A 20,221-nucleotide genomic window follows, 5' to 3' on the forward strand; every position below is an offset into this window, starting at 1 on the left:
GGCGAACAGTACGGCATCTATAGTTAAGGTTCCTCCCCAGAGAGTGTGAGCTATGGATAACTATTTGATGGCGCTGGATGCAGGCACCGGCAGCGTTCGCGCGGTAATCTTCGATCTGGCGGGTAACCAGATCGCTCAGGGCCAGGCGGAATGGCGGCATTTGGCCGTGCCGGGCGTGCCCGGTTCCATGGAGTTTGACCTCAGCCACAACTGGCAACTGACCTGCCAATGTATCCGCCAGGCGCTGCAAAACGCCGGTCTCTCTGGCCAGGCCATCCGTTCCGTGGCCTGCTGCTCCATGCGTGAAGGCATCGTACTCTACGATCGCGACGGCGTGCCGATCTGGGCCTGCGCCAACGTTGATGCCCGTGCCAGCCAGGAAGTCAGCGAACTGAAAGAGCTGCATAACCATAATTTTGAGCGCGAGGTTTACCAGTATTCAGGCCAAACGCTGGCGTTGAGCGCCATGCCGCGCCTGCTGTGGCTGGCGCATCACCGGCCGGACATTTACCGTCAGGCGGCAACGCTGACCATGATCAGCGACTGGCTGGCAAATATGCTCAGCGGTGAACTGGCGGTGGATCCCTCCAACGCCGGTACCACCGGCATGCTCGACTTGGTCAACCGCGACTGGCGTCCGGCGCTGCTCGATATGGCAGGACTGCGTGCCGATATGCTGTCGCCGGTGAAAGAGACCGGCTGTGTGCTGGGACACATCACCGAACAGGCGGCACAGCAAAGCGGCTTACTGCGCGGCACACCGGTCGTGATGGGCGGCGGCGATGTGCAACTGGGCAGCCTGGGGCTGGGGGTGGTGCATGCCGGGCAGACAGCCGTGCTGGGCGGCACCTTCTGGCAACAGATCGTCAATCTGCCGGAACCGGCCACCGATCCGGAGATGAACATTCGCATCAACCCACACGTGATCCCCGGCATGGCACAAGCGGAGTCGATAAGTTTCTTCACCGGGTTGACCATGCGCTGGTTCCGCGACGCTTTCTGTGCCGAAGAGAAACTGCTGGCGGAACGGCTGGGGGTCGATGCCTACAGCCTGCTGGAAGAGATGGCGGCGCGCGTGCCGCCTGGGGCCTACGGCGTGATGCCGATATTTTCCGACGCCATGCATTTCAAGACCTGGTACCACGCCGCGCCGTCGTTTATTAACCTGTCGCTCGACCCGGAACGCTGCAATAAGCAGACCCTGTTCCGTGCGCTGGAAGAAAATGCCGCCATTGTGTCGGCCTGCAATCTGGAACAAATCGCCAGCTTCTCCGGCGTGCAGGCCCGTTCGCTGGTGTTCGCCGGCGGCGGCTCGAAGGGCAAGCTGTGGAGCCAAATCCTTAGCGACGTTACCGGCCTGACGGTGCGTGTACCGGTGGTGAAAGAAGCCACCGCGCTGGGTTGCGCAATTGCCGCTGGGGTGGGGGCGGGACTGTATGAATCGTTGGCGCAAACCGGGGAAAAGCTGGTGCGTTGGGAGCGAGAATATCAGCCGGATATGGCCAACCATGAGCTGTACCGACAGCAAAAAGAAACCTGGCGTCAGGTGTATGCCGATCAGCTCACCCTGGTCGATCACGGCCTGACCACCTCGATGTGGAAAGCGCCGGGCTTGTAATACACGACCGGGTGCAGCCTGCTGCACCCATCGCATAAGCTTATACCAATTAAACATTTAGCCAGCCTGATGGCCGATAGCCCATGCCAGACTGGCCGCGCGCGATTATTCCCCCTCAGAAACAGTGTAACCACCGCAAACGGATTTATCCGCCGCAGAGGCCTGCGTAAATTGTGATCTCTGTCACTCCGCGCCTACCGCGCGGTTTACGCATCCACCTGGGACGAGCGGTACTATGCTGAATAATAATGAGAAACCTGCACCATCACCCTGGCTGGCGATCTTCTCGCTGACCGTCGCCTGCTTTGTGATGGTTACCACCGAATTTCTACCGATTGGCCTGCTGACCAATATCGCCCCATCGCTGGACGTCAGCACCGGCAAAGCCGGACTGATGGTGACCGTGCCCGGTATCGTCGCGGCAATCGCCGCCCCTGCCCTCAGTCTGGCGGCCGGTCGGCTCGATCGTCGTCTGCTGATGCTGGCATTGAGCGTGCTATTGACGGTTTCCAACCTGGTCTCCGCACTGGCGGTAAACTTCCCCATGATGTTGCTGGGCCGCGTGCTGCTGGGCATTTGCGTCGGCGGTTTTTGGGCCTTTGCCGCCAACTACGGCCGCCATCTGGTGCCGGAAGCCAGCCAGGGCCGGGCCACTGCGCTTATCCTGAGCGGCATTTCGGTCGGTGCCGTTTGCGGCGTCCCTGCCGGTGCGTTGATTGGAGACCTGTTCGGCTGGCGCGCCGCTTTCTTTGGCAGCGCGGTGCTGGCGGTCGGGGTGTTATTGGCACAGCTGCGCCTGCTGACATCGGTACCCCCCACCCGGCCGGTTACGCCACGCGATCTGCTGTTGCCGCTGCGTCTGCCGATGGCGCGTACCGGGCTTATTGCCATCGTGCTGCTGTTTATCGGCCATTTTGCCGCCTACACCTACCTGAAACCGCTGCTGCAGCAGGTATTCGTCCTCAGCCCGTCGGCGATTTCGCTGCAATTGTTAGCCTATGGTGCCATTGGCCTGCTCGGAACCTTTTTGGGCGAGAGGCTGGCCGAACGCAGCCTGCGCGCCACCTTTATCCTGATTGCCGCCATGTTGGCCGCCATCCTGATTGTGTCGCCGTTCCTCAGCGGCATCGCCGGGGCTACGCTGATGGTGATGGTATGGGGGTTGGCGTTCGGCGCCGTGCCGGTGTGCGCTACCAACTGGATGTTCGCTGCGGTACCGCAGGCCCCGGAGGCCGGCCAGGCACTGTTGGTCTGCGTGATCCAGATTGCCCTGGCCTCCGGCGCGCTGCTGGGTGGAGAAGTGGTTGACTGGCAGGGCGTCAGCAGCGCCATGTTGTTCGGTGGCGCACTGACCCTGTCCGCCGCGCTGGTATTCGGCCTGACCTTGCGCTCCGGCATGATTAGCGCTAAACAGTCATAATCATTATTTACTGGCAGAAACACTCCCCGGCTTGCCGCCGGGGTTTGCACTGAGAGCGCTATGGATCATCATTTACTCGCTATCCGGGTGTTTAACCGCGTGGTGGAAACCGGCGGCTTCACCCGTGCCGCGGACTCGTTGCGGATGCCCAAAGCCACCGTCACCAAGCTGATCCAGAGCCTGGAAGATCACCTGCAAACCAAGCTGTTCAAGCGCACCACCCGCAGCGTGTCGGTAACGCCCGAAGGCGAATGCTACTACCAACGAACGGTTAAATGGCTGGCAGAGCTGGAGCAAATGGAAGGCAGCATGACCGAGTCGCAGAGTGCGCCGCAGGGCGTGCTGCGCATCGACGTTGGCGGTGCCACCGCTCGCCAGCTGCTGTTGCCGGCGCTGCCGGACTTTATTGCCCGCTATCCGCAAATACAGATTGATCTGGGCGTGGGGGATCGACTCATCGACCTGATCAACGACAGCGCTGACTGCGTGATCCGCAGCGGTCCGCTGGCCGACTCCAGCCTGATTGCCCGCCGGTTGTTCGAGCTTGAATGGGTAACCTGCGCAACCCCGGCCTATCTGGCTCATTACGGTACGCCGCAGCATCCCTGCGATCTGGAACTGGGGTATCCGCTGGCACACTATCGTCATGCGTTGAACGATCGCATCCTGCCGCTGCACTTTGTCGATCGGGGCAAAGAAATCGATATCCAGCACCGCTATCACGTCAGCGTCAACGAAAGCAATGCGCTGCTGGCGGCGGCGCTGGCCGGATTGGGTATCATCCAAACCTTCCGTTTTATGGCACAACCGCATCTGGACAGCGGTGAGTTGGTCAGCCTGCTGCACGACTGGCAACCACCGGCTGAGCAGATGTATGTGGTGTACCCTTCCAACCGCCATCTAAGCGCCAAAATGCGGGTATTTATCGATTGGGCGATCGAGACCTTCAAATAGGCGAAAATCGTCGCTATAGTTGTCTGCCCTTGGGCAAAAAATGAACCGAATCATGCGTATCGAACGACTTTCTGCGCATCGCCAGCGCATTGGTGAACTGGCCGCTTTACTGCATCAGGAGTGGCAGGACTTCCCCCCGTGGAGCTGCCGAGAGAAAATCAGCCAGCGCCTGGAACAGCGCTGTGAACCACAGCACCCCGGGCTGGCGCTGTTGGCTCTGTCGCCGCAACAACAGATCCTCGGAACCGCCAGCATGATCGTTTACGAACTGGCAGATAAGCCAGAGCGCAAGTTCTGGCTGGGGGAAGTCTTTACCCATCCACAACACCGCGGCCAGGGCGTGGCTAGCGAACTGATCGCCCAGTGCATTGCCCACTGCCGACGGGAACAGATCACCGCGCTGTATCTCTACACGCCCGACCAACAACCGCTTTATCAGAAACTGGGCTGGCAACCTGTTGAGCAACGTGAAGTTTGTGGCGAAACCGTCACGGTGATGTGCCGCACGCTGTAAGCCGGCGCTTTGTGGTATTATTTTACGTATTATTATTATCACCCGACGGGCATACACCATGGCATATATCCCAAAAAACTACGCGAGGCTGGAGACTGGCTACCGCGAAAAAGCGCTGAAAATCTTTCCCTGGGTCTGCGGACGCTGCTCGCGTGAGTTTGTGTACTCCAACCTGCGCGAACTGACGGTTCACCATATCGATCACGACCACAGCAACAACCCGGAAGACGGCAGCAACTGGGAAATGCTGTGCCTGTATTGTCACGACCATGAGCATTCAAAATACACCGAAGCCGATCAGTATGGCTCAACGGTTGTTGCCGGTGAAGATGCGCAAAAAGACGTCGGTCTCGCGACCCATAACCCGTTCGCCAACCTGAAGTCGATGTTGAAAAAGTAGCGTTCTGGCAGCCTCATCATTAGCAGCTTAATAACTTATTAAGCTGCTAAATTAAAAAAATCCTTCCGCTTGTCCCCCCTTCCCAGAACATTCCTACTTACCCGCTGACTACGTTACCAGCAAAATAGGCTGTAAAGTTAACCGCATACTGGCTTGGCAAGCCGCCGACATTGGTGCATATTGTTCAGGCTCTGTTGTAGTTAACCTGTTTAGTTATCAACCTAATAAGCATATTAACTTAATAAGTTACCAGCTTAATAACTTGAGAGATGGCAGCATGATTGTTTTGATTGGCTCGCAAAAGGGTGGCGTAGGGAAATCGACCAAGGCGGTCAATATCGCCGGATATCTGATCCTCAAGCAGGGAAAAACGGCCATCATCGTCGATGCCGACGATCAGAAATCAATCATGACCTGGTATAACGATCGCCAAAATGTTGAAGGTCTGCCGCATATTCCGGTGGTTGCCGCCTCGGGTAAAATCAAAGAGACGCTGCTGGAGCTGGATCGCCATTACGACTATGTGATTGTCGACACCGCCGGCCGCGACAGCGCCGAACTGCGCTCGGGCCTGTTGGCCGCCGATCTGTTCCTTTCTCCGCTGCGCCCGTCGCAGATGGATCTGGATACCGTCGGGTATCTGTCTGAAATGTTCGCCACGGCGCAAGAATATAACGAGAAGGTGAAAGGCTACATCGTGCTGAACATGTGCCCGACCAACATCTTCATTAATGAAGCCAACGAAGCGGCGCAGGTATTAAGCGAATACCCGGAACTGACGCTGGTCAGTAACCGCCTGTGCGACCGCAAGATTTACCGCGACGCTTGGGGCGAGGCGATTACCGTGCATGAGGCGCATAACGAAAAAGCGCAGGCGGAAATCGAAAGCCTGGTGAAGGAGGTGATCCTGTGAAAAAACGCACCCCAACCCACCGCATGTCGGAAGACGAATTTATCAATAGCGCCACGTCGCACACTTTGCTGGTTCCCGCCCCCGAAGCCAAGCCGCAGGGTCGCAAACGCACTTACAAAGCCATTTCAGTCAGCCTGACCGATAATCACGTCGACGCCATCGATGAAATCATTGTGCAGGCGGCGCGTAACGGCGTGGTGCGCATTACCCGCTCCGATATCATCAAGCTGGCGATTGACGGCCTGGCGGAGAAGAGCGAAGAACATCTGATGCAACTACTGAAAAAGCTGTAATAGCCTCTTAACCTGCCAACTTAATAAGCCATTAGCTCACCAGGTTGGCAGGTAAAAACCCCTGTTCACGCAGTATCGCCTGCCCCTGTTCCGCCAGAATAAACTCGGCCAAGGGCTGTGCCCGTCCATCCAACAGACACAGACCGTAGTCGGCCTCAATCGTCAGCGAAGGCGGTAACTGCCGCACCACCAGCTCGGGAAACCTTGCCAACGCCGCACCATAGCTGGCGTAACCGAGGAAGATATCCGCCTGCCCGCTGTTGAGCAGATACTCAGCCGCCGGCCGGTCCATCGGCAACGGCGCCGAATCTGGGCCACCCACCAGAGCCAAAGCCCGTTGCCGCAGGGCTGTCCCCTGCCCCGGCGCCAGGGATTCAATACGTTCAAATAATTGCAGCGCATAGTCACCGGAAGGATCGGCACCCGGCGTGGAGGTCGCCACCCGCCAACGCGAGTCCAGCAGTACCGCCAACAACGGGCGTTCTGTTAGTCCGGCAATATTACGTACCGTCGCGCATAACCGGTTACGGGCAAAAGTTTGTACCCGTGGCGATAAATGCAGATCGACCAATCGCTGCGGATGCGCCAGATTGGCCGAAGCGAAAACATGCGGCCGTTCACCGGCTTCAATGCGCTGACGCAGCAGGCCTGCGGGACCAAATACCGCATCTACAACCTCGCCGGTTTGTGCCTGAAACGCGGCCAGCAGCGGCCCAAATGCCACACGCAGGCTACCGGCGGCAAACAGCAGAAGATTACTCATGATGACGCTCCCTTTGACTGCGATATAAAGGCACCAGCGTTTCAAACTGCCGCCCCTCAATCTGCAAAGCCACCCGCTCAATCGCCAAATCAAACAGTGGCGACAAGCACTCGGCCGTCAGCACCCTGGCACAGGGCCCGATTTGATGCTGTCCCTCGGCCCCCAGCAGCAAGGCACGATCGGCCACCGCATGAGCATGGTTGGGTTGATGGGTCGAAAACATCACCGCCATCTGTCGTTCCCGCGCCAGTGACGAGATCAGGCTCAGCACCCGATCCTGGTGATGAAGATCCAATGCCGAAGTGGGTTCATCCAGTATCAGTACCTCGCAGCTCATCGCCAGTGCGCGGGCAATCAGCACCAGTTGCCGCTGTCCGCCCGATAAACTGCCAAATTCGCGGTCGGCAAAGCCCAACATATCCAGCGACTGCAGGGCTTCTTTCGCCAGCCGATGATCCTGCGCCGAAGGAGAGCGGAACAACCCCACATAACGCGCTCGCCCCATCAGCACGATATCCAGCACCCGATAGGCAAAAGGCGCCGTGAAATGCTGCGGCACAAAACCGATGCCGCCGGCACATTCAACCGCCCCCTGTTGCAGCGGCAGGGTGCCGAGCAACAGCTGCATCAGGGTACTTTTACCGCGCCCGTTGGGGCCCAGTACCGCCAAGACTTCGCCACGCGACAATTGCAGGCTCAGCGCGTTAAACAAAGGCGCTTGGCCGGGCCAACCAAAACTGAGATCTTTAACCGTCAGTAATGTCTCAGCCATGCCAACCTCTCAGTTGCGCACGGCGCAACAGCAACGCAAACAACGGTGCGCCAATCAATGCCGTTAAAATGCCCAGCGGAATTTCACTGCTGCTCAGCGTGCGTGCCAAATCGTCGATCAACACCATATACAACGCCCCCAAACACAGAGAAGCCGGTAACAGACGACGATGATCGGGGCCAACCAGCAGCCGGGCAACGTGCGGAATAACCAACCCGACCCAGCCAATGCTGCCGCTGACCGCCACCTGTGCGGCGACAATCGCGGCGCACAGCGTCAGGATCAACCAGCGGGTGCGCTCGACGTTAATGCCCAGTGCAGCGGCATCCTCATCCCCCATCGACAGCAAATTGATTCTCCAGCGCAATGCCAATAACAGCCCGCCGGCCAACAACAACGGCAGGAAAAGCATCAACAGTTTATTGTCGTCGGCGGTGGCGAAGCTGCCCAGCAGCCAGAACACGATGCTCGGCAGTTTCTCTTCGGTATCGGCCAGGTATTGCAACAGGCTGACGCAGGCGGAGAAAAAGCCGCTGAGGATCACCCCAGCCAGCACCAGCGACAAAATATTGCGCCGGGCGATGGCGCTGGTAATGGCAAAAATCAGCAGCAACGCCGCCATGCCGAATACAAATGCAGACAGCAACAGCGCGGCCATCGGCAGGCTAAGTAAAATTGCCAGCGTGCCGCCAAAGGCTGCACCGGAAGAGACACCGATGATATGCGGATCCACCAGCGGATTACGAAATACCCCCTGCAGCGCGGCGCCACACAGGGCCAGAGAGGCGCCGGCCCCCATCGCCAATAACACTCTGGGTACGCGAACCCCCAGAATCACCTGACGTTGAACCGCATCGATAGCACCGTTCGGGCCGGTCAACGGCTCGAGCAGGATCATCAGACTGTGAGCTGCCGATACCGGGTAACGGCCAATCCCCAACGACAGCAGCGCGCAAAGCAACGTCAGCAGGAGCAGCCAGCCAAGCCTCATTGCTCGCTCTGGCAACAGCTGCTGCGATAATACTGCCGGTAATAGGCATCCACCCGCTGCTGCAAATTGACGTCGCTAAAACGCTGCGGATACAGCTTTTTCGCCATCCAGAGTTCACCCAGCGCCAGCGCTTCCGGCATCGGGTAGCCCCAGGCCTTGGCGTATTCCGGCATCAGATAGACACGTTTATTTTTTACCGCGTCAATCCCCTGCCACTGCGGCGAACTGAGGATTTGCTGCACCACCTCGGGATAACGCTCCTGAACGAAAATCACCGCCGGGTTCCACTTCAGCACGTCTTCAATCGATACCTGCTTAAAACCCTGAATATCCTTCGCCGCCACGTTTAGCGCACCGGCGTGCTGCATCATCAGTCCGGTGTATTTGCCCGATCCATAAGTGGTTAAATCCGGATTGGCCATATACACCCGAACCCGTTGGTCCGCAGGCAGGTCTCGCAGCCGGTCGGCCACCAGCGTTCTCTGCTGAAAAACGTCCTGGATCATCGCTTCTGCCTGCGGCTGGTGCCCCATTACCGTGCCGATCAGGCGGATACCGTCCTGCAGGCCAAGGTTATAGGCCTGATCTTCATCATTGAGTACCGGGTTCATTTTCCCGGCCTGATCCGCCGCCTCACGGCGCAACGAAATAGCCACCACCGGAATACCGGCCCGTTCAATCTGGGCAATCATTTCCGGTGGTGCATAGTTGGCGACAAACACTACCTGCGGGTGCAGGCTGAGCAGGCTTTCGATGTTCACCGAGGTGAGATCGCCCGGCATCGGCATTTTTGCCAACCCAGGTGCCAGCCGCAGATAATTCGGCCCCAGCTGTTTCTTCCAGCTACTGAGCACACCCACCACCTGCGGCAGCGCGTCGAGCTGCACCAGCAGGTTCAGCGTCTGGTGTTGCAGCACCACCGCGCGGGTGATGGTATCGGGCAATGTGACCTGTCTGTTGAGTTGGTCGGTGACCTGGCGATCCGCCTGTGCGGCGGAAGAGAAAAGAATAAAAATCAGCAACAAGCGTTTGAACATGGGGGTTTCCGGTGAGCTATCGTTATATATAAAATCATATAGCGATAGCTGTGGCGAAACAATCAGCGGGATCAAAACAACGGGATTTTCCGTGCGAAAGCAGAACGGTTATGCGTTGAAGGGCTTGGGATCTCAAAAGCAACGCAAACCCTCTCCCACCGCGATGAGAGAGGGTCAGAGAGGGGGATTACTTCAACGTAAAGCTCTGTGCCTGTACGTTGTCAGAGTCCAGGCCGACAAACACGTTAAACTTGCCCGGTTCCGCGCCCCATTTCAGGCTGGCGTTATAGAACTTGAGATCGTCTTCGGTGACAGGCAATTCTACCGTCTGCGCCTGGCCCGCTTTCAGCATCACTTTCTTAAAGTTGCGCAGCTCTTTCACCGGGCGGCTGACCGAGGCGGTCACGTCCTGCAGGTACAGCTGCACAACGGTGGCACCATCATATTTGCCGGTATTCTTCAGCGTGACGCTGGCGGTGATCTTGCCGTTGCGCGCCATTGTCGGGCTGGAAAGTTTCAGGTCCGACAGGCTGAAGCTGGTGTAGCTCAGGCCATAACCGAAGGGATACAGCGGACCGTTTGGCGAGTCAAAGTAGCGCGAGGTGTATTTGCCCGGGTTTTCCTTGCCGAACGGACGGCCGGTGTTCAGGTGGTTGTAATACATCGGGATCTGACCGACCGAACGCGGGAAGGTCATCGGTAACTTGCCCGACGGGTTGTAATCGCCAAACAGCACGTCGGCAACCGCATTACCGCCTTCGGTACCGCTGTACCAGGTTTCCAGCATCGCATCCGCCTGCTGGCTTTCCCAACTCAGCGCCAGCGGCCGGCCGTTCATCAGCACCAATACCAAAGGCTTGCCGGTGGCTTTCAGCGCTGCGATCAGGTCGCGCTGGCTTTGCGGGATAGTAATATCGGCGCGGCTGGACGCTTCATGCGCCATGCCCTGCGATTCCCCGACCACCGCTACCACCACGTCGGCTTTCTTCGCCGCCTGTACCGCTTCGTCAATCATCTGCTGCGGTGGACGGGTGTCAAACGCCACCGCTGGCTCATACTCGTTCAGGTAGTCGATAATGCTCTTGTCCTGAGTGACGTTGGCCCCCTTGGCATAGAGGATTTTCGCCTTGTCGCCCACCGCACGTTCCAGCCCTTCGCGGAGGGTCACCGACTGTTTGATTACCCCAGCCGCTGACCAGCTGCCCATCACGTCACGCTGGCTGTCGGCCATCGGCCCGACCAGCGCAATGGTCGCCTGTTTGCTTAACGGCAATGTCTGCCGGTCGTTCTTCAACAGCACCATAGTCTTACGCGCGATCACGCGCGCTTCGGCACGGTGCAGGCGGCTTTCGGCATTGGTGTCCTGCGGGTCGGAACCTGCCGGGCCAAGATGGGTGTAAGGGTCTTTAAACAGGCCCATATCATATTTGGTGTTCAACACGTCGCGACAGGCACGGTCAATGTCGCTTTCCGACACCAGCCCGTCTTTCACCAGCCCCGGCAGGTATTGGTCGTAATATTCGTCGCTCATGCTCATGTCGACGCCAGAGGTGATCGCCAGTCGTACTGCATCACGCGCGTCCGCTGCCACACCGTGTTTTATCAGCTCTTTGATCGCACCGTGGTCGCTGATGGTGATGCCCTTGAAGCCCCACTGATCGCGCAGCAGGTCCTTCAGCAGCCATGGGTTAGCAGTGGCCGGAATGCCGTTCACCGAATTGAGCGACACCATGACGCCACCGCTGCCGGCTTCCACCGACGCTTTATAGGGCGGCAGATAGTCCTGATACATCCGCAATGGGCTCATATCGACGGTGTTGTAGTCGCGGCCGCCTTCAGTAGCGCCGTACAGCGCGAAGTGCTTCACGCTGGCCATGATTGAGCCGGGCTTGGACGGGTCACCGTTTTGGTAGGCGTCCACCATCACCTTGGCGATTTTGGATACCAGCCAGGTGTCTTCACCGAAGCCTTCAGAGACCCGGCCCCAACGCGGATCGCGGGTGATGTCAACCATCGGCGAGAAGGTCATGTTCAGGCCGTCATCGCTGGCTTCCTGCGCCGACACTCGACCGCTGAGTGCGATAGCTTCCAGATCAAAGCTGGCCGCCAACCCGAGGCTGATTGGGAACACGGTACGTTGGCCGTGCACCACGTCATAGGCAAAGAACAGCGGGATTTTCAGGCGGCTGAGCTGCATCGCCTGATCCTGCATAACGCGGATATCCGGCCGGGTGACGGTGTTGAAGATGGCGCCAATCTGCCCCTTGCTGATGCCGTCGCGGATCGCCTCTTTCGGGTTATCCGGGCCGACGCTGATTAACCGCAGCTGGCCGATTTTTTCTTCCAGCGTCATCTGCTTCATCAGGTTGGAAACAAAGGCATCGCGCTGCTGGGCATTAACGCCTTGCGTTACGGCGTTTTCCTGTGCAAAAACCGGGCTGATGGCCAGACCGGACAACATACTCACCACACAAAGCCATTTCATATTTTTTATCTCAGGCATGCTCCCGTCGCAGAGCGCGGCGGAGATGATTAATCGATGTGAAAAGGCAGTGTGCCATACTCCTTTTCACCGCAGAAATACTTTGTAATGTTAAAGGTTACAAGCTATTAGCGCGGGCCGGGCGATAGTTTTTCAGCCGGGTGCGGCTTTGCGCCGCCTCATCGCCCAGGAAATCCACCAGCGTAGTTAATGCCGGCGATTGCACTGCTCGTTCAGGATAGACCAGATAGTAAGCCGCACCGCTGAGCACGCTGAGTGGGAACGGCGTAACGATACGCTGCGCCTGAATGTCTTCCTCCAGCAAACATAAATCACCGATGGCGATGCCAAAACCCTGCAGTGCCGCACTCATCGCCAGATCGAGCGTATCGAAATGCTGCGCCTTACCGGAAGGCAGCGCTTCCTGCCCCGCCGCCTTTAGCCACAGCAGCCAATCGCGGCGATCGCGCGTGGGATGTAACAGCGTTTTCTCCGCCAGATCGGCCGGCGTCGGCGGGCGAGATAAATCGGGCAGGTAAGTCGGCGTGCAGACCGGCGTGAGAATTTCATCGAACAGATGATGCACCGTCAGTTTTTTGCCCTGCGGCTGGCCGAACACCACCGCGGTATCGAAGTGTTCCGCAGCGAAATCCAGCCCGTGCGATACCGAAGCGGTCAGCTCAATATGCATTTCCGGTCGCTCGTTTTGAAGCCGGATAATACGCGGCAACACCCAGCGCATGGCACAGGTCGGGCACTTGATCCGCAAGGTCCCCGGCTGCGCCCCGATTCTGCTCAGCGCCTCATCCAACTGTCCCAGGGCTTGCTGCACCGGGGCCAACAGCATGGCTCCCTGCGGTGTCAACGTCAGGCCACGCGCGCGACGGCTAAACAACGGATAACCCAGATGCTGTTCCAGCCCCAGTATTTGCCGGCTGACCGCGCCCTGCGTCAGGTGCAGGCTCTGAGCGGCGTGGGTGAAATTAAGGCGCTGGGCCACCACCAAAAAGGTTTTCAATACGTCGAGCGACGGCAGTGATGACGACATGGCGAGTTCCTTGATATCCCCTGAAATTCCAAGGATTCCCCCAAATAATTGGAACGACATCAAGGCGGCCAGTGAACGCAACCCGATGAGCTGACATGAGTCAGTGATTCGGGTAAGTGAGCGCAGCCAACGCCGAGATCGTTTCAAGAATGAAGGGGAATCAGTCATGATCTGAGTGCATGGCAAGTATGACAAACTTTCCCTTGTTGGCCTACCGTCATTGATGCTTAATCAAGCGATATCCCCCTATCCCCTGGAGCCACTCATGCAGAGCGCATGCGCACTACGCTCGAAGTTGCCGGACGTCGGCACCACTATTTTTACCGTTATCGGCCAGCTTAGCGCCGAACATCAGGCCCTGAATCTGTCGCAGGGCGCGCCAAACTTCGCCTGCGAACCGCAATTGGTAGAGGCAGTGTCGCAAGCCATGCGTGCAGGACATAACCAGTACGCACCGATGAGCGGCGTGGCAGCATTGCGTATCGCGCTGGCGGATAAAGTTGAACGTTTATATGGCACACGCTATGACGCCGACGAAGAAATCACGGTCATTGCCAGCGCCAGCGAAGGGTTGTATTCCGCCATCAGCGCACTGGTGCACCCTGGCGATGAGGTGATCTATTTTGAACCGGCGTTCGACAGCTATGCGCCGATCGTGCGTCTGCAGGGCGCCACTCCGGTGGCGATTAAACTGTCGCTGGAAGATCTGCATATTGACTGGGATGAGGTCGCTGCGGCCATCAACAGCAAAACGCGGATGATCATCGTCAACAGCCCGCACAACCCAACGGGCAGCGTATTCGGTGAACATGATATCGAACGGCTGACCGCCCTGACTCGCAATACCGACATCGTCATTCTGTCCGACGAAGTTTACGAACACGTGGTGTTCGACGGCGATATTCATCACAGCATGGCACGCCACCCGCAGCTGGCCGAACGCAGCGTGATCGTTTCGTCGTTTGGTAAAACCTATCACGTCACCGGCTGGCGCGTCGGTTACTGCATGGCACCGGCGGCGCTGATGGACGAGATCCGCAAGGTACACCAGTTTATGGTGTTTTCCGCCGATACCCCGATGCAGTACGCCTTCGCCGAAGCCTTGGCTAACCCGCAAAGTTATTTAGGGCTGGCGGCTTTCTACCAGCAAAAACGCGACCTGCTGGCGAACGCCCTGCAAGATTCGCGCTTTGAATTACTGCCCAGCCGTGGCAGTTTCTTTATGCTGGCCCGCTTTAGCGGTTTCAGCAGCGAAAGCGACAACGATTTTGCGGTGCGTCTGATCCGCGAAGCCAAAGTCGCCACTATCCCGCTGTCGGCGTTCTACAGCGACGGCACCAATACCGGCATTATTCGACTGAGTTTTTCAAAAGATAACCAGACCCTGCTGGAGGGCGCACGCCGTCTGTGTCAGGTGTAATGCATTCACTTTTGCTTTGACCATGGGAAAAGGGCTCTGAATATGAAATCACTGAAAACGTTGATCGCCGCAGGCTGTCTGCTGGCCGCCGGTTCCACGCTGGCGGCGGAAAACACCTTGCGTTTTGGCCTGGAAGCGCTGTACCCACCGTTTGAATCCAAATCTGCCAGCGGTCAGCTCGTCGGTTTTGATATCGATCTGGGCAATGCCGTTTGCGCCGCCGCCCAGTTGAAATGCAGCTGGGTTGAAACCTCTTTCGACAGCCTGATCCCGGCGCTGAAGGCGCGCAAGTTTGACGCCATCAACTCGGCGATGAACGTCACCGATCAGCGTCGCCAGGCCATCGACTTCACCGATTCAATCTATCAGGTACCGAACCGCCTGATCGCCAAGGCCGACAGCGGCCTGTTGCCGAACGCCACCTCGCTGGCAGGCAAACACGTCGGCGTGCTGCAAGGCTCGATTCAGGAGACTTATGCCAAGGCTCACTGGGCGCCGCAGGGCGTGGACGTGGTGTCTTATCAGGATCAGAACCAGGCCTATCTGGACCTGACCGCCGGGCGTCTCGACGCCACGCTGGTGATGGCCCCGTCGGGACAAAGCGGCTTCCTGGCGCACCCGGACGGTAAGGGCTTTGCCTTCGTCGGCGATGCGGTCAGCGACGACAAAATCCTTGGCGAGGGCATTGCTTTCGGCCTGCGTAAAGGCGATGAGGCGCTGAAGAAAAAACTGAATGAGGCGATCGTCAAAGTGAAGCAGCAAGGCACGGTGAGCGAGCTGGCGAAGAAATATTTTGGCGATATTGACGTAACGGTGAAGTAAAAATCAGGGGCGAAAATCGCTTCGCCCCTGACTGTTTTAGCGATCGAATACCGAACTGTTCAACGCACGATCCTGCTGATGGCGCTCCAGCGCCAGCTCAATCAGACGGGTAATCAGTTGGCTATAGCTGATGCCGCTGGCGGCCCACAGTTTGGGATACATGCTGATATTGGTGAAGCCCGGCAGCGTGTTGATCTCGTTGATCACCACGTTGTTGTCTGGCGTCAGGAACACGTCCACGCGCGCCAAACCGAAACATTCCAGCGCCCGGAAGGCTTTCAGCGCCACCTCACGGATTTTGTCGCTCACCTCCGGCGTAATCGCCGCCGGTACCACGACCTGAGCACCCTGCTCGTTGATGTATTTGGTGTCGTACGAATAGAAGGCGTCGCTCAGCACGATTTCGCCACACAGGCTGGCCTGCGGATCATCATTGCCCAGCACCGCACACTCGATTTCGCGGCCGACAATCGCCGACTCCACCAGCACCTTGTGATCGAAACTGAACGCCAGCGCCACTGCGGCCTCATAGCCGGCGCGATCCTGCACCTTGCTGACGCCCACCGAAGAACCCTGGTTAGCCGGTTTAACAAACAGCGGCAGCCCCAGGCGTTCGCTGAGCTGTTCAAACGTGAATTTGGCGCGGTTGCTGCGCGTCAGGGTTACAAAGGGCGCGACCGCCAGCCCGGCATCACGCAGCAGGCGTTTGGTGACGTCTTTGTCCATGCTGACCGCAGACCCCAGCACGCCAGCGCCGACGAACGGCAAATTCGCCATCCGCAGTAGCCCCTGCAATGAACCGTCTTCCCCCAGCGTGCCGTGCACTATCGGGAACACCACGTCGAGCTGGCCCAGCGCACCGGCGCTGCCTGACTCGATCAACTGCTGTTTTTCCTGACCGGGGATCAGCGCTACATTTTTATTTGAGCGGTTCAACGCAATCAGCGCCGGGTTTTCCGCATTCAGCAGGTAGTTGGACGCATCGTTGATGTGCCAATGCCCCTGCTTGTCTATCCCCAGCAATGTGACGTCAAACTTCTCTTTGTCTATGGCATCCACAATGTTTTTTGCCGACTGCAGTGAAACCTCATGCTCCGCCGATTTACCGCCGAAGATCACCCCAACACGTAATTTGGTCACGCCCTAATCCTTCTGAAAAATCATGGCAAAAAAGTCGTTTATCACAATAAACGCATTGCCCCGTGGCAGCAATCGTTGCAACCCTGAAAATGACCACCCCACGGAATGCCAAATTGCGACCATCCAAAACGTATACACTTCGTATATTACTCACTGAGGAGCAGCCTATGGGCATTGTGAAAATTTCAGACGCGCTGCATGACGATCTGCGCCTCGCCAGCCTGACGATGACGCGTTCGATCAACGCGCAGGCGGAATACTGGATCAAGATCGGCATGCTGGCGGAGTTCCATCCGGAACTGACCTATCCCCAACTGGTAAAAAAAATGATGAAAGATAACGCGATGACGTTAAAGGAGATTGTCGGGTGAAACAGATTGTGATCAAAACACCGGAAGAGATTGTCAAAATGCGTCACTCTGGCGCGCTGCTGGCAAAGGTGTTTGCTATGCTCGATGAGGTGATAGTCGAAGGTATCTCCACGATGGAGATTAACGACCGCGCCGAAGCCTTTATCGTTGATGAGCTGAAATCACGCCCGTCTACAAAAGGACAGTACGGTTTTCCCTATGTGCTCAATACCTCGATTGACGAAGTGATCTGTCACGGCGTTCCGTCGGTCAGCAAAATACTGCGCTCCGGCATGATCGTTAACGTCGACATTACGCTGGAACACGACGGTTATATTGCCGACTCCAGTAAAATGTACTGCATTGGGCAGATCACGCCGCTGGCCAAACGGCTGGTGAATAACGTGTATGAGTCGATGTGGCAAGGCATCCGCGTGGTGAAACCGGGCGCGACGCTGGGGGATATCGGCCATGCAATTCAACAGCATGCAGAACAGGCCGGATACAGCATCGTGCGGGAGTACTGCGGCCACGGTATCGGCCGCGAGATGCACGAAGAGCCGGCGGTAATGCACTTTGGCAAACCGGGTACCGGAATGGTACTGCAGGAAGGCATGGTGTTTACCATCGAGCCGATGATCAATCAGGGCGACCACCGCATCAAGCAAAAGAAAGACGGTTGGACAGTGGTTACGCGCGACAAAAAGCTGTCTGCCCAGTGGGAGCACACCGTGGCGGTCACCGCCGACGGCGTGGAAATCCTGACGCTGCGCGACGAAGAGCGCCAGGCTGGTTACAAAGAACGATACTAAGTTATTAAGCCATTAAGCTACCAAGTTAATGACTTACTAAATTAATCACCTCATGGATTTCACCGGGCAATCGACAAGGCTGCCCGGTGGAAAACGATGGGGACGACAGGGAGATCGGCATGACGCAGTCCACCAGCGCCACCAACCAGGCGTTTCTCAGTAAACTCAAAAGCATCGTCGGTGGCCCGCAGCTGCTGACCGGTGAACGCAGCACCGAACGTTACCGCAAGGGCTTCCGCTCCGGCGAGGGCCAGGCGCTGGCGGTGGTGTTCCCGACACGCCTGCTGCAGTTGTGGCAGTTGCTTGAGGCCTGCGTCTCCGCCGATAAAATCGTCATCATGCAGGCGGCGAACACCGGTCTGACCGAAGGTTCAACGCCCAGCGGCAACGACTATGACCGTGATATCGTCATTATCAGCACCCTGCGGCTCAACCATGTGCAGGTGCTGGACAATGGCAAACAGGTGGTCGGCTTCCCCGGCAGTACGCTCAACCAGTTGGAAAAATTGCTCAAGCCTTATGGCCGCGAACCGCATTCGGTAATTGGCTCGTCCTGCATCGGTGCTTCGGTGATCGGCGGCGTGTGCAACAACTCCGGCGGTTCACTGGTCAAACGCGGCCCTGCCTATACCGAGATGGCGCTGTACGCCCAACTGGGTGAAGACGGTCAGTTGCGTCTGGTTAACCATCTGGGCATTAACCTCGGGGACACGCCGGAAGAGATCCTTACCCGCCTGGAGAAAGGCGACTACCGGCCGGAAGATGTCGAGCACGGCGAACTGCGTGCCTCCGACAATGAATACGCCAGCCGCGTACGCGACGTTGATGCCGATACGCCCTCCCGTTTTAACGCCGACAAGCGCCGCCTGTACGAAGCCTCCGGCTGCGCAGGCAAGCTGGCGGTATTTGCCGTGCGGCTGGACACCTTCGAGAAAGAAGGCAAAGAGCAGGTGTTTTACATCGGGACCAACGACACTGCCGTATTGACCGAACTGCGCCGCCACATGCTGAGCAAGTTTGACAACCTGCCGGTTGCCGGCGAATACATGCACCGGGATATTTTTGATATCGCCGAAGTGTACGGCAAAGACACCTTTATGATGATCGATAAGCTCGGCACCGATCAGATGCCGACCTTCTTCACTCTGAAAGGCCGCATGGACGCCAGCCTCAACAAGCTGCCGTTGCTGCCGCATAACCTGACCGACCGCCTGATGCAGGGCCTGAGCCATCTGGCGCCCAGCCACCTGCCTAAACGCATGAAAGAGTATCGCGAGCGCTTTGAACACCACCTGCTGCTGAAAATGGCCGGGCCGGGCGTTGAAGAGGCGCAGCAGTACCTGAGCCAATACTTTGCTCAGGCCAACGGGGCGTTCTTCGTCTGCACCCCGGATGAAGGCAAGAAAGCTTTCCTGCACCGCTTTGCCGCCGCCGGAGCCGCGGTGCGTTACCATGCGGTGCACGCCGACAAGGTCGAGGATATTTTGGCGCTGGATATCGCGCTGCGCCGCAACGACACCGACTGGTTCGAAACCCTGCCGCCGGAAATCGACAGCCAACTGGTGCACAAGCTGTATTACGGCCACTTTATGTGTCACGTCTTCCATCAGGATTATGTGGTGAAAAAAGGCGTCGACAGCCATGTGCTCAAGGAAAAGATGTTGGAGATCCTCAACCAACGCGGCGCGGAGTACCCGGCGGAACATAACGTCGGCCATCTGTACACCGCCAAGCCGGATCTGCAGGCGTTCTACCGCAGCGCCGATCCCACCAACAGCTTTAACCCCGGTTTGGGCAAAACCAGCAAGCGGAAGCACTGGGCCGGTAACGGTCAATAACCTTCTTCCCTCCGGCTCGCCGCTGTACGGGCGAGCCCTCCTTCAAGATGCTTCCCTCTTTTGCAATCTAAAAGATGCATTTTTATTGCAACTTTAAAGTCTGCTGATTATTATGCGGTGTAAATAAGAATCAATAACAAATTTGTCATGACGGATACGTGACATCTGCCGTGACGTTCACCGCAAAATTAATGAGAAGGAACCTACCATGAGCCAGACCCTCGATTCCGCCCAACTGCTGTCTGCACTAGACAAAGTGATGGTGATCTCCACCACCGACCTGCAAGGCACCATCACCTATGTCAACGACCTGTTTTGCCAGCTCACCGGCTTTACCCGGGAAGAACTGGTGGGGCAACCCCACAACATCGTGCGTCACCCTTCCGTCCCCAAGGCCATCTATAAAGAGATGTGGGATACCATTAAAGCCGGAAATATCTGGACCGGCATCATTCCCAACGTTGGCAAGGGTGGCGTGCTGTATGTGGTCGACACCACCGTGCAACCACTCTATGACGCTCAGGGCAAAATCGAGGCCTACATCAGTATCCGCCGTGTGATCAACGATCTGATGACCGATTTCGACTCCGTCGAATTCTCCAAAGAACAGTTCGACAACCACTACGATAAGTAA

General features: G+C 57.5%; 20 protein-coding genes. 13 read left to right on the forward strand and 7 right to left on the reverse strand.

Annotation, left to right across the window (positions count from 1 at the left end):
• Nucleotides 1-52 precede the first annotated feature (52 nt).
• The 7 genes from lsrK (at nucleotide 53) to ACMGG1_RS17445 (ending at nucleotide 6,112) form a co-directional block, all read left to right on the forward strand.
• Nucleotides 53-1,618 (forward strand): autoinducer-2 kinase, encoded by a 1,566-nt coding sequence (gene lsrK, locus ACMGG1_RS17415; RefSeq protein WP_371078379.1) that lies wholly within the window; start codon nucleotides 53-55, stop codon nucleotides 1,616-1,618.
• 235 nt (nucleotides 1,619-1,853) lie between these two features.
• Complete coding sequence (locus ACMGG1_RS17420) at nucleotides 1,854-3,038, forward strand: MFS transporter (RefSeq protein WP_020825797.1); 1,185 nt, start codon at nucleotides 1,854-1,856, stop codon at nucleotides 3,036-3,038.
• 60 nt (nucleotides 3,039-3,098) lie between these two features.
• A complete protein-coding gene (locus tag ACMGG1_RS17425; RefSeq protein ID WP_020825796.1) occupies nucleotides 3,099-3,992 on the forward strand; it encodes a LysR family transcriptional regulator in 894 nt (297 codons plus the stop codon).
• Between the two features lie 52 nt (nucleotides 3,993-4,044).
• Nucleotides 4,045-4,506 (forward strand): GNAT family N-acetyltransferase, encoded by a 462-nt coding sequence (locus tag ACMGG1_RS17430; protein WP_414160898.1) that lies wholly within the window; start codon nucleotides 4,045-4,047, stop codon nucleotides 4,504-4,506.
• A gap of 58 nt (nucleotides 4,507-4,564) precedes the next feature.
• Nucleotides 4,565-4,906, forward strand: a complete 342-nt coding sequence (gene yajD, locus ACMGG1_RS17435; protein ID WP_020825794.1) for an HNH nuclease YajD — start codon at nucleotides 4,565-4,567, stop codon at nucleotides 4,904-4,906.
• Between the two features lie 277 nt (nucleotides 4,907-5,183).
• Entirely contained in the window at nucleotides 5,184-5,819 is a 636-nt protein-coding gene (locus tag ACMGG1_RS17440) for an AAA family ATPase (protein WP_020825793.1), read from the forward strand.
• Nucleotides 5,816-6,112, forward strand: coding sequence for a hypothetical protein (locus ACMGG1_RS17445; protein WP_020825792.1), 297 nt, complete (start codon nucleotides 5,816-5,818; stop codon nucleotides 6,110-6,112). Before ACMGG1_RS17440 ends, ACMGG1_RS17445 begins: the two co-directional genes overlap by 4 nt.
• A gap of 31 nt (nucleotides 6,113-6,143) precedes the next feature.
• Here ACMGG1_RS17445 and ACMGG1_RS17450 read toward each other — a convergent pair whose 3' ends face one another.
• The 6 genes from ACMGG1_RS17450 to ACMGG1_RS17475 all read right to left on the reverse strand — a co-directional run bounded on the left by ACMGG1_RS17450 (nucleotide 6,144) and on the right by ACMGG1_RS17475 (nucleotide 13,205).
• Complete coding sequence (locus ACMGG1_RS17450) at nucleotides 6,144-6,875, reverse strand: substrate-binding domain-containing protein (protein ID WP_129940105.1); 732 nt, start codon at nucleotides 6,873-6,875, stop codon at nucleotides 6,144-6,146.
• Nucleotides 6,868-7,647, reverse strand: coding sequence for an ABC transporter ATP-binding protein (locus ACMGG1_RS17455; RefSeq protein WP_046374199.1), 780 nt, complete (start codon nucleotides 7,645-7,647; stop codon nucleotides 6,868-6,870). Before ACMGG1_RS17455 ends, ACMGG1_RS17450 begins: the two co-directional genes overlap by 8 nt.
• Nucleotides 7,640-8,638, reverse strand: coding sequence for a FecCD family ABC transporter permease (locus ACMGG1_RS17460; RefSeq protein WP_048761331.1), 999 nt, complete (start codon nucleotides 8,636-8,638; stop codon nucleotides 7,640-7,642). Before ACMGG1_RS17460 ends, ACMGG1_RS17455 begins: the two co-directional genes overlap by 8 nt.
• Entirely contained in the window at nucleotides 8,635-9,675 is a 1,041-nt protein-coding gene (locus ACMGG1_RS17465; protein ID WP_048761328.1) for an ABC transporter substrate-binding protein, read from the reverse strand. Before ACMGG1_RS17465 ends, ACMGG1_RS17460 begins: the two co-directional genes overlap by 4 nt.
• 187 nt (nucleotides 9,676-9,862) lie before the next feature.
• A complete protein-coding gene (bglX, locus tag ACMGG1_RS17470; RefSeq protein WP_414161457.1) occupies nucleotides 9,863-12,160 on the reverse strand; it encodes a beta-glucosidase BglX in 2,298 nt (765 codons plus the stop codon).
• Between the two features lie 115 nt (nucleotides 12,161-12,275).
• Nucleotides 12,276-13,205, reverse strand: coding sequence for a LysR substrate-binding domain-containing protein (locus tag ACMGG1_RS17475; protein ID WP_414160899.1), 930 nt, complete (start codon nucleotides 13,203-13,205; stop codon nucleotides 12,276-12,278).
• Nucleotides 13,206-13,470: 265 nt separating this feature from the next.
• On the opposite strand from ACMGG1_RS17475, the gene ACMGG1_RS17480 reads away from it, so the two are divergent.
• Together ACMGG1_RS17480 and ACMGG1_RS17485 are read left to right on the forward strand one after the other, a co-directional pair.
• Entirely contained in the window at nucleotides 13,471-14,625 is a 1,155-nt protein-coding gene (locus ACMGG1_RS17480) for a pyridoxal phosphate-dependent aminotransferase (RefSeq protein ID WP_414160900.1), read from the forward strand.
• A 42-nt stretch (nucleotides 14,626-14,667) separates the two neighbouring features.
• The gene (locus tag ACMGG1_RS17485; RefSeq protein ID WP_020825784.1) at nucleotides 14,668-15,447 is read left to right on the forward strand and encodes an ABC transporter substrate-binding protein; all 780 of its coding nucleotides are present in this window, start codon (nucleotides 14,668-14,670) and stop codon (nucleotides 15,445-15,447) included.
• A gap of 36 nt (nucleotides 15,448-15,483) precedes the next feature.
• Here the strand turns inward: ACMGG1_RS17485 and ddlA are convergent, their stop codons facing one another.
• Nucleotides 15,484-16,587 carry a D-alanine--D-alanine ligase gene (gene ddlA, locus ACMGG1_RS17490; protein ID WP_020825783.1) on the reverse strand — a complete coding sequence of 368 codons (1,104 nt, stop codon included), beginning with the start codon at nucleotides 16,585-16,587 and terminating at the stop codon, nucleotides 15,484-15,486.
• Between the two features lie 167 nt (nucleotides 16,588-16,754).
• On the opposite strand from ddlA, the gene ACMGG1_RS17495 reads away from it, so the two are divergent.
• The 4 genes from ACMGG1_RS17495 to ACMGG1_RS17510 all read left to right on the forward strand — a co-directional run bounded on the left by ACMGG1_RS17495 (nucleotide 16,755) and on the right by ACMGG1_RS17510 (nucleotide 20,221).
• On the forward strand, nucleotides 16,755-16,958 hold the full coding sequence (locus ACMGG1_RS17495; protein WP_020825782.1) for a ParD-like family protein: 204 nt from the start codon (nucleotides 16,755-16,757) through the stop codon (nucleotides 16,956-16,958).
• Nucleotides 16,955-17,749, forward strand: a complete 795-nt coding sequence (map, locus tag ACMGG1_RS17500; RefSeq protein ID WP_046374205.1) for a type I methionyl aminopeptidase — start codon at nucleotides 16,955-16,957, stop codon at nucleotides 17,747-17,749. Before ACMGG1_RS17495 ends, map begins: the two co-directional genes overlap by 4 nt.
• A gap of 119 nt (nucleotides 17,750-17,868) precedes the next feature.
• Nucleotides 17,869-19,587 carry a D-lactate dehydrogenase gene (dld, locus tag ACMGG1_RS17505; RefSeq protein WP_414160901.1) on the forward strand — a complete coding sequence of 573 codons (1,719 nt, stop codon included), beginning with the start codon at nucleotides 17,869-17,871 and terminating at the stop codon, nucleotides 19,585-19,587.
• 208 nt (nucleotides 19,588-19,795) lie between these two features.
• Nucleotides 19,796-20,221 carry a PAS domain-containing protein gene (locus ACMGG1_RS17510; RefSeq protein ID WP_020825779.1) on the forward strand — a complete coding sequence of 142 codons (426 nt, stop codon included), beginning with the start codon at nucleotides 19,796-19,798 and terminating at the stop codon, nucleotides 20,219-20,221.

This window comes from Serratia sp. BNK-12 (assembly GCF_047456085.1).
GTDB classification, from domain to species: Bacteria; Pseudomonadota; Gammaproteobacteria; order Enterobacterales; family Enterobacteriaceae; genus Serratia; species Serratia liquefaciens.